This is a genomic window from uncultured Thiothrix sp. (assembly GCF_937876535.1).
Classification (GTDB): Bacteria; Pseudomonadota; Gammaproteobacteria; order Thiotrichales; family Thiotrichaceae; genus Thiolinea.
Genome location: NZ_CALFHZ010000001.1, coordinates 1 through 8450 on the forward strand (window position 1 = coordinate 1; position 8450 = coordinate 8450).

Annotated in this window: 8 protein-coding genes; 6 read left to right on the forward strand and 2 right to left on the reverse strand. The window is 47.8% G+C overall.

Features of this window, described 5'->3' with window-relative positions; all coding sequences use genetic code 11:
• Positions 1-477 precede the first annotated feature (477 nt).
• Complete coding sequence (locus tag Q0230_RS00005; protein ID WP_298606863.1) at positions 478-1077, reverse strand: hypothetical protein; 600 nt, start codon at positions 1075-1077, stop codon at positions 478-480.
• Between the two features lie 123 nt (positions 1078-1200).
• On the reverse strand, positions 1201-2238 hold the full coding sequence (locus tag Q0230_RS00010; RefSeq protein WP_298606864.1) for a substrate-binding domain-containing protein: 1038 nt from the start codon (positions 2236-2238) through the stop codon (positions 1201-1203).
• A 135-nt stretch (positions 2239-2373) separates the two neighbouring features.
• Between Q0230_RS00010 and Q0230_RS00015 the strand changes: the two genes are divergently transcribed.
• From Q0230_RS00015 to Q0230_RS00040, 6 genes are all read left to right on the forward strand, one after another.
• Positions 2374-3429 (forward strand): fatty acid desaturase, encoded by a 1056-nt coding sequence (locus tag Q0230_RS00015; RefSeq protein WP_298606865.1) that lies wholly within the window; start codon positions 2374-2376, stop codon positions 3427-3429.
• Between the two features lie 31 nt (positions 3430-3460).
• A complete protein-coding gene (locus Q0230_RS00020; RefSeq protein WP_298606866.1) occupies positions 3461-4435 on the forward strand; it encodes a sugar ABC transporter substrate-binding protein in 975 nt (324 codons plus the stop codon).
• A gap of 82 nt (positions 4436-4517) precedes the next feature.
• Positions 4518-5525 carry an ABC transporter permease gene (locus Q0230_RS00025; protein WP_298606867.1) on the forward strand — a complete coding sequence of 336 codons (1008 nt, stop codon included), beginning with the start codon at positions 4518-4520 and terminating at the stop codon, positions 5523-5525.
• An 11-nt stretch (positions 5526-5536) separates the two neighbouring features.
• On the forward strand, positions 5537-6355 hold the full coding sequence (locus Q0230_RS00030; protein ID WP_298606868.1) for an ATP-binding cassette domain-containing protein: 819 nt from the start codon (positions 5537-5539) through the stop codon (positions 6353-6355).
• A gap of 14 nt (positions 6356-6369) precedes the next feature.
• Positions 6370-7383 (forward strand): Gfo/Idh/MocA family oxidoreductase, encoded by a 1014-nt coding sequence (locus Q0230_RS00035; RefSeq protein WP_298606869.1) that lies wholly within the window; start codon positions 6370-6372, stop codon positions 7381-7383.
• A gap of 3 nt (positions 7384-7386) precedes the next feature.
• On the forward strand, positions 7387-8346 hold the full coding sequence (locus Q0230_RS00040; protein WP_298606870.1) for a sugar phosphate isomerase/epimerase: 960 nt from the start codon (positions 7387-7389) through the stop codon (positions 8344-8346).
• The last annotated feature ends 104 nt before the right edge of the window (positions 8347-8450 follow it).

Here is an 8450-nt window from a genome sequence, read left to right on the forward strand (position 1 = left end):
CTACCTGTTTGCTCACCTCGCCAGTGGAGGGGTTGTACACCGGTTGGGTACGACCCGTGTCCTCGCGTAATTCGCCATTAATGATGTGGCCGACCGTTTTCATCCTTACATCCTCAGGTAGTGCTATGTGGCTCTAAATAGAATATTTAGTTCAAAATTAATATAAATGGAATAATAATTCTAAAAAAGGAATTTGTATAGGATTAGGTAGTAATTTGGAGAATTTTAATCCAATGCTTTAGATAAGTTACAACAGCAAGAGTTTTTTGAGCATACCGACTTAGCGAACGACATACCATTAATTGACAGCGTGTTACTGGACTATCTCATTCTAGGTAATGCTTTAAGCGGACTGGCTATGCTTGGTATGGTGATTATTTTGCTTGGAATGCTCCTAGTGTTTCATCAGCAAACCCTTAAAACGTCTTAATTAACTGGTGGCCAAGCCGTCGCCACTAACAGCGACGGCTTAGCCTTTTACTCCACAGCTGCTTGATAATACCCATCATTCGGCACTTCATATGCCTTACACTGAGCCACCTTATTTTTATACTCATCTTGACTCACATCCGCCCAATACGATTCACCCAAAAATTTGAAGAAATAGCGTTTATCTACCCACCTCACATACTGATTTTTTAAAATAAAGTAGGGTTGTACCACAGATTGAGTTTCAGGATTTTCTATCTTTGCTGGCTCTGGCACAGGTTCGGCAGGGTTAGTAGGTGGAGTGCTATAAAACGGATTCGGTATCTGATTGACGAAGTGCAAATAAGCGTTACCATCCGCACACACCAATAATTGCTTAGGCTCACCATCGCCGTTTTGCCATTCAATATCATTAGGCGTAAAACTCAGCTGATATTGATACCGATCTTTGGTTTGATAGACCACCTTTGACAGCATCCCCACTTGCTCTTGATGCACTTGCGTCATCTCTACGCGCATTTGCTCGCCTTGGGGGAAATCTTTAATCGAGCGCTGGGTATTTTCACTGGTTTTGGTCGTACAAGCCGCTAATATTGCGCTTAAACCTAAGATACTTAAAGCCTTGGCAAGCTGGGTTAAAGTCTTCATAAACAGGCTCGGTGGAAGTTTTGACTGAGCTTAGTTTAAATGAGCCACCTCATAATGGCATGCTCTATCCTTAAAGCAGCATTTGCAAGGCGCCTGAGTATTAGCTATTGCTACTTTCCAAACTTAAAGATTCTCTGGTGTATAAATCTCAAATGGCACTTTTAGCGAAGGCAGACTGACTTTGCTACGATCAATGCCTTCAGCCGTGGCAGCTAGCATCGCTTGAATCGTCAATTCCGCCATACGCGGCAAAGGATGGGAAATCACTAAATTCAAGGTGCCATCCAATAAGCCAATGCGGGTTTCATCCATTAACTCATAGCCAACTACCACCAAATCCTGCGCGCGCCCCATATCACGTAGAGCCGCCATTGCACCATTAATCCCGCCGCCAGTAATGAATAAGCCGGTCAAATCCGGCTCGCGCTCTAGCAAATCCATGACTAATTCAGCGGCTAAATGCTTACTTTCCGCACTGCTCATCGCCTCTAAAAGTTGGAAATTGGAATGGTGTTCGCGGAAATATGAGCGGAAACCGATTTCATTCAATTCTTGGCAACGAAAGCGATGACTGCCAAGCATAATGCCAATCTTGCCACCTTGTGGGCATAAATTCGCAAACGCCCACGCGGCGGTGCGCCCGACTTTCCAATTGTCTAAGCCAATGTAACCAATACCATTTTCCACACTCAAGCTACTTACCAAGGCAAAACTCGGCACACCGCGCTCGCGTAACTGCTCCAGCGCACGCGTTACCAAAGGATGCTCAGCCGCGACCAAACCCAGCGCATCGACTTTGTTGCCTAAGGCTAAAATCTGCTCAGCTACTGCACTGGGTGTGAGTGACTCCATGAATATCGTTTCGATCTGAATACTCACATCCTCATAAGCGCGCGCAGCTTGGAGCAAGCTTTCGGCCGTATTGCGATAAAAATTGCGATACCGCTGTAAGAGTAAAAAACCAAAACGGCGTTTTTGTTTATTGGCTAGCAGGCGGTGACGAATGGCATTGGTAGCATAAAAACCAATCTCTTCAGCAGCCTGCATCACACGCTCAGCTGTAGCTTGGCGCACGGGATTGCGTCCACTTAATACCCGATCAACCGTGGATACGCTCACACCTGCAGCTAAGGCTAAATCCTGAATGGTGGGTCTGGTCATAAATCCCCCTAAATCTATCAAATACTCTCATTTATTTATTTCAAATTTTGGAATATATGAAACTAAAACATTCAACTGTCTTGATGTATATCAAGCCATAATGTCATAGTAGATGCAAGTCAGGAGGAGGTTTTTATGAAGCCCACACAATGGAAAGATTACAGTCTAAAAGGCAAGGCTCAAGCTGATACCACCAGTCTCACGGAAGATAAATTTGAAGATGAAGTGGAAGCGGAATGGTTTTCAGCACAACTAGATCGCAAGATTTTCAAACAGTTAATTAAGCGTGATGATGTCATTGCCCTTCGTAGTTTTGCTTTATGGCTGACTTTATTAATCGCAGCGGGCGCTTTGGGAGTAGCCACTTGGGGGACTTGGTGGGCCGTTCCAGCCTTTTTCGTGTATGGGGTCTTATATTCCGCTGCCGATCATCGTCATCATGAACTCTCGCACGGCACACCTTTCAAAAACCGCCAGCTAAATGACATTTTCTATCATCTTTGTGCTTTCATGACTTTGCGTGAAGGATTTTATTATCGCTGGAGCCATACCCGTCATCACACCCATACTTTAGTAGTGGGCAAAGACCCTGAAATTGGTGCACCGCGTCCACCGAAACGTTTGGCGATTTATTCTGATTTCTTTTTTATTGCCGATGGCTGGCGTTTATTGAAGATGTTAGTCCGTCATGCTAGCGGTCAATTAACCGAAGCAGGCAAACATTTTGTGCCTGAAAGCGAAGTGCCCAAAGTATTCTGGGCAGCACGGGTGTATTTGCTGATTCTAGTCAGCACGGTGGCTTTATGCTTTATCACTCACAGCCTTCTACCTTTAATGCTGGTAGGCTTGCCGCGCTTTTATGGCGGATTTTTTAGCCAACTGTTTAATATGAGTCAGCACACTTGTTTGGCGGAAGATGTGCACGATCATCGCTTGAATACCCGCACGATTCTGATGAATCCGGTATTTAACTTCTTGTATTCCAATATGAATTATCACATTGAGCACCATATGTTCCCGATGGTGCCTTATTACCGCTTACCTGAACTGCATGAATTAATTAAGGGGCAATGCCCGCCCCCCTACCCCACGATTTGGGCTGCTTGGCAGGAAATCATTCCGGGCATGAATCGGCAACAATCTGACCCAAGCTGGTTTATCCAAAGGCCACTGCCTGCGGCTGCACCATAGCCAGTCATCTGTACCACTAGGAGGAGACCATATGAGTAACTTGATCCAAGGCCTGAGCCGTCTGGCACTGAGTTTGACCTTAGCGTTCAGTGCTAGCTCGGTGCTAGCTGCGAATATCGCTGTGGTAGGCGGTAAAACCGATGATGCTTTCTGGAACAAAATCAAAAAAGGCATTGACGATGCTCGCTTGATTGTGGAGGCCAATGGCGGCAAGGTGAATTACTTGCAATTGCAATCCTATGACAATCTAGGGCCTGATGCAGCGCAATTAGTGCGTACTGCGATGAGTCAAAAAGTACAAGGTATTGTCGTACCGAATTGGGTTCCCGAAGCGGAAGACGAAGCCATCAAAGCCGCCGTTGCAGCAGGCATTAAGGTCATTATGATTAATGCCGGTACGATTGAGAAAGCCAATGAGTTAGGGGCGATTAACTACGTAGGTTCGGATGAATATTTAGCAGGTAAAGCAGGCGGTGAATACTTTGCGGCTAAAGGGCAGAAAAATGTGCTGTGTGTGAATACCGTACCGGGTGCAGCCAATCTGGAAGCCCGTTGCAAAGGTGTGATTGAAGGAATTACTGGCAAAGGGGGGAAAGGCAAACAATTACCGCTACCCGCTACCAGCTTTGGTGATCCCACGGCCGTTGCTGAAGCCATTAAAGCCACCTTAGTCGGTGATAAAACTATCGATGGCTTAATCACCATTTCAGCCGGTGATGCAGACAGTGCAGCGATTGGGATTGGCCAAGCCAATGCCAGCGAAACCGTCAAACTCGGCACTTTCGATTTCAACGAAGCCAACCTTGACCGGATTAAAAATGGCAAGCAACTGTTCGCTATTGATCAACAACCCTATTTACAATCATTACTGGGCGTTCTCATGCTCAATGCCTACATTGACTTTGGCAATAAGCTCCCCACAGCCCCTGTATTAACGGGTCCTGGAATTGTGGATGCTAGCAATATTGATGCAACCCTTGCAGGAGTGAAAAAAGGCGCACGTTAAATGGCGCTTGGTTTCTTTTACTCGTGAACTCCTCTGCATTTAGGAGGAGGTCACTCTCCACCCTCAGGAAGAGAATGCCACTATGTCTAGTTCCTCCTCGTCGCTATCGATTAGCGGTTTATTGCGTCGGCCTGAGGCTGGCGCCTTTCTTGGTTTGCTCGGTGTACTGATCTTCTTCGTGATTTTCGGTAGCATGGAGTTCCTCAAACCCTCTGGTGCGGCTAGCTGGCTGAATGTCGCTGCCAGCCTTGGCATTATCGCCCTACCGATTGGCTTATTAATGATTGCAGGCGAGTTGGATATTTCCATTGGCGCGATGATTCCAGCCGGTTCGATGACCGTGGCAATTCTTTCAGGACATTATGGTCTGCCGATTTGGGTGGGCATTCTGGGTGCATTGAGCTTTGGCGTGATTATTGGCCTAATCAATGGCTATTTAGTCATTCGCACGGCTGTTCCCTCCTTAATTGTCACCTTAGGCACTTTATTTGCGGTGCAAGGCATCGTCTTAGGTTTATCGGTCATTATCACTGGGACCACGAGTGTGGCACTTACTGCTGCACCGTGGGCGAAATTCATCTTCGGGCAATTTGTCGGCGGCACCTTCCAAGTGATTATTTTCTGGTGGCTTGCGATTACTGCTGTCTATATTTTCGTGGTGCATTTCACCCGTTATGGCAATTGGATTTTCGCGATGGGTGGCGACAAGATTAGCGCCCGCAATGCCGGTATCCCCACCGAAAAACTCACGATTACCTTATTTGTACTGTCTTCTACCAGCGCTGCATTTGTCGGCATGTGCCAAGCCATTCTCTTTAATTCCGCCCAAGTTTCTGCAGGCATGACTTTTATCTTTAACTCAATCATTTCCGTGGTAGTGGGTGGCGTTCTTTTAACGGGCGGCTTCGGCTCTATTGTCGGGATTTTCTTCGGCACACTCACTTTCGCAGTCGTTAATCAAGGCATTTACTTCACTACCTTTGACCGCAATTGGTCGAGCTTGATCATTGGCATTATGTTGTTGTTAGCCGTCTTAATGAACAACACCTTCCGTCGCATGGCTTTGAGCTATGCCCCGAAAAAGAAGTGAGGGCTTAAGTCATGGAAAAACCACCTATTCTCGAAATGCGCGATGTGTGCAAATCCTTTGGCCTGATTGATGTACTGCATAATATCTCTTTACGAGTACACAGCGGCGAAGTCTTATGTTTGCTCGGCGACAATGGCGCAGGCAAATCAACCCTGATTAAAACCTTGGCGGGCGTGTTTAATCCCACCTCCGGTACAGTGCTAATGGATGGCACGCCCGTCACCTTTAGCAGTCCACGCGATGCCAGCAATCGTGGCATCTCCACTGTGCATCAGTTCGGTGGCACTTTCCCTTTAATGAGTATTGGGCGCTCGTTCTTCGTCGGCGTTGAACCCACGCGCAAATGGGGGCCTTTCACCATTTACGACCGCAAAAAAGCCAATGAAATCGCGGTGAATGCAGTACAGGAATTCGGCATTACGCGCATTGATGATGGCGACCGTTTGATTGGCGGGTTATCCGGCGGCGAACGCCAATCCCTAGCCATTGCGCGTGCAGTTTATTTTGGCGCACGCGTGCTGATTTTGGATGAACCGACCGCTGCCTTAGGCGTGAAAGAAGCCGCCCATGTATTGCGAATTGTCTTGCAAGCACGCCAAAAAGGCATTGCGGTGATTTTCATCACCCACAATGTAGTACATGCCTTAACGGTAGGTGATCACTTTGCGGTACTGATTCGTGGTGCTAAAGCCGCCGATTTCCGCAAAGGTGAAAAAACCCGTGAAGAAATTACCGATTTGATGGCAGGTGGTGAACATATGGCCGAGTTAGAAGCGGAAATTCAGCATCTTAAAGCGCCCAACGCCTCTGCTACCGTCACGACTCATTAGCAAGGAAGAAAACAATGACAATTAGGATTGCCGTAATTGGCACAGGGATTATGGGAGCGGATCATGCGCATATTGTCGCCAACGACTTGCCTAAAGCAGTCTTACAAGTGGTCTGCGATGCCTCTGCCGAACGTGCCCGTGTAGTCGCTGATGAATGTGGGGCGCTAGATGTGTCTAGCGATCCCTGCGCCACGATTGCGCGTGCAGATGTCGATGCAGTGATGATCGCTAGCCCCGATAACACCCACGCCGCTTTATGCTTAGCCGCCCTCGAACTTGGTAAACCTGTCCTCTGTGAAAAGCCCCTCGCACCCAGTTCCAGCGAATGTTTACAACTGATTGAAGCGGAAGTAAAAGCCGGACGCCAGTTTATCCAACTGGGCTTCATGCGCCGTTTTGATAAGAGTTACCGCGACATGAAAGACGCTTTAAACCAAGGCTTACTCGGTCAAGCCTTGATGATGCATAACTTTCATCGCAATATTTCCGCGCCCGCCAATTTCACGGGGCAAATGGCGATTACTAACTCAGCGCCACATGAATTTGATGTCGCACGTTTTATGCTCGATTGCGATTACTGCTCGATTTCGGTGTTTCAACCAAGCTGTGTCGATACCAGCAAAACCGGCGCGCCCGTGTTCATGGTATTGGAAACTACGACCGGACAATTGGTAAATATCGAGATCAATAATAACGCTATGTACGGCTATGACGTACGCAGTGAATTGGTTGGGGAAAAAGGCTCGGTATTCTTAAATGCGCCAGTCAGCACACGCTTGAATCTGGGCTTAAAAGCGTTTGAGCGCTATGCATTCGATTGGCGCCCGCGCTTTGCTGAAGCCTATCGCTTGCAGAATAAAGCGTGGCTTAAGTTTGTGGAAACGGGCGTGATGTCGCCGATTGCCTCGAATGCGTGGGATGGGTATTGCGCGAGTCTGGTTGCAGAAGCGGGTGTGCACTCCCTACAAACTAGCCAGAAAGTTAGCCTCGAACTTGCCGCACAACCTGCACTCTATCAAAGGACTTAAGCGATGAAATTGGGTTTTGTTTCCGACAGCCTCGGTGGCATGAGTTTTAATGAGCTGCTGATAAACGCTGAGCGTATGGGTGTATCGGGCATTGAAGTGAATACCGGCGGCTGGTCGACGGCACCACATTTTAATTTAGCCGAGATGAAAGCCAGCGCTCAAGCACGCAATCAGTTTCTACAAGCGTTTCGTGAGCGCAATTTGGAAATCATTAGCCTGAATGCGAATGGCAATCCCTTGCACCCCACCGATAAAAAGCAAGGTATGTGCCTGCATGACACGATTCGCGTGGCGGGTGAAATGGGCATTAAAAAAGTCTGCACTATGTCTGGCTTACCCGCAGGCAACCCTCACGACCAAATGCCGAATTGGGTGGTGGCTTCATGGCCGCCCGAAACGCAAACTATCTTGCGCTATCAATGGGAAACGGTGTTATTTCCTTTTTGGACAGAAACCGTAGCGCTCGCCAAAGCATGTGGTGTCGAGCAAATTGCACTTGAGCTGCATGGCAATCAATGTGTGTATAACGTCCCATCCCTGTTCAAATTGCGCAATGAAGTGGGGACGGTGGTTGGCGCGAATCTCGATCCTTCGCATCTATTTTGGATGGGCGCTGATCCTTTAATTGCAGCGGAAGCTTTGGGTACAGCGGTGCAACATGTACACGCCAAAGACACTTTTTTAAACGCCCCAGTGCAGGCCACCACCTCGCTACTCGAAAATGGCAGTTTGATGGATATTCCAGCGCGCAGTTGGTCGTATATCACGCTCGGTTTTGGGCATGGTGAGGAATGGTGGCGGCAGTTCTGCTATCGCTTAAAAATGGGCGGTTATGATGGCTGGCTCTCGATTGAGCATGAGGACGTATTATTGAACTCCCTCGAAGGCTTAGAAAAATCAGTCGCCTTATTACAAAAAGTCATGCCCATCGCAGCCAGTGACTTCAAACCCCAAGCCATTTAAACCAGTCGATTAGGAACTTAAACTTATGAGTCAATTTCAACTAGCGGCTTGTGCGGAAATGCTGTGGCGCGATCAACCGATGGAGTGGCGGGTCAAGCGCTTAA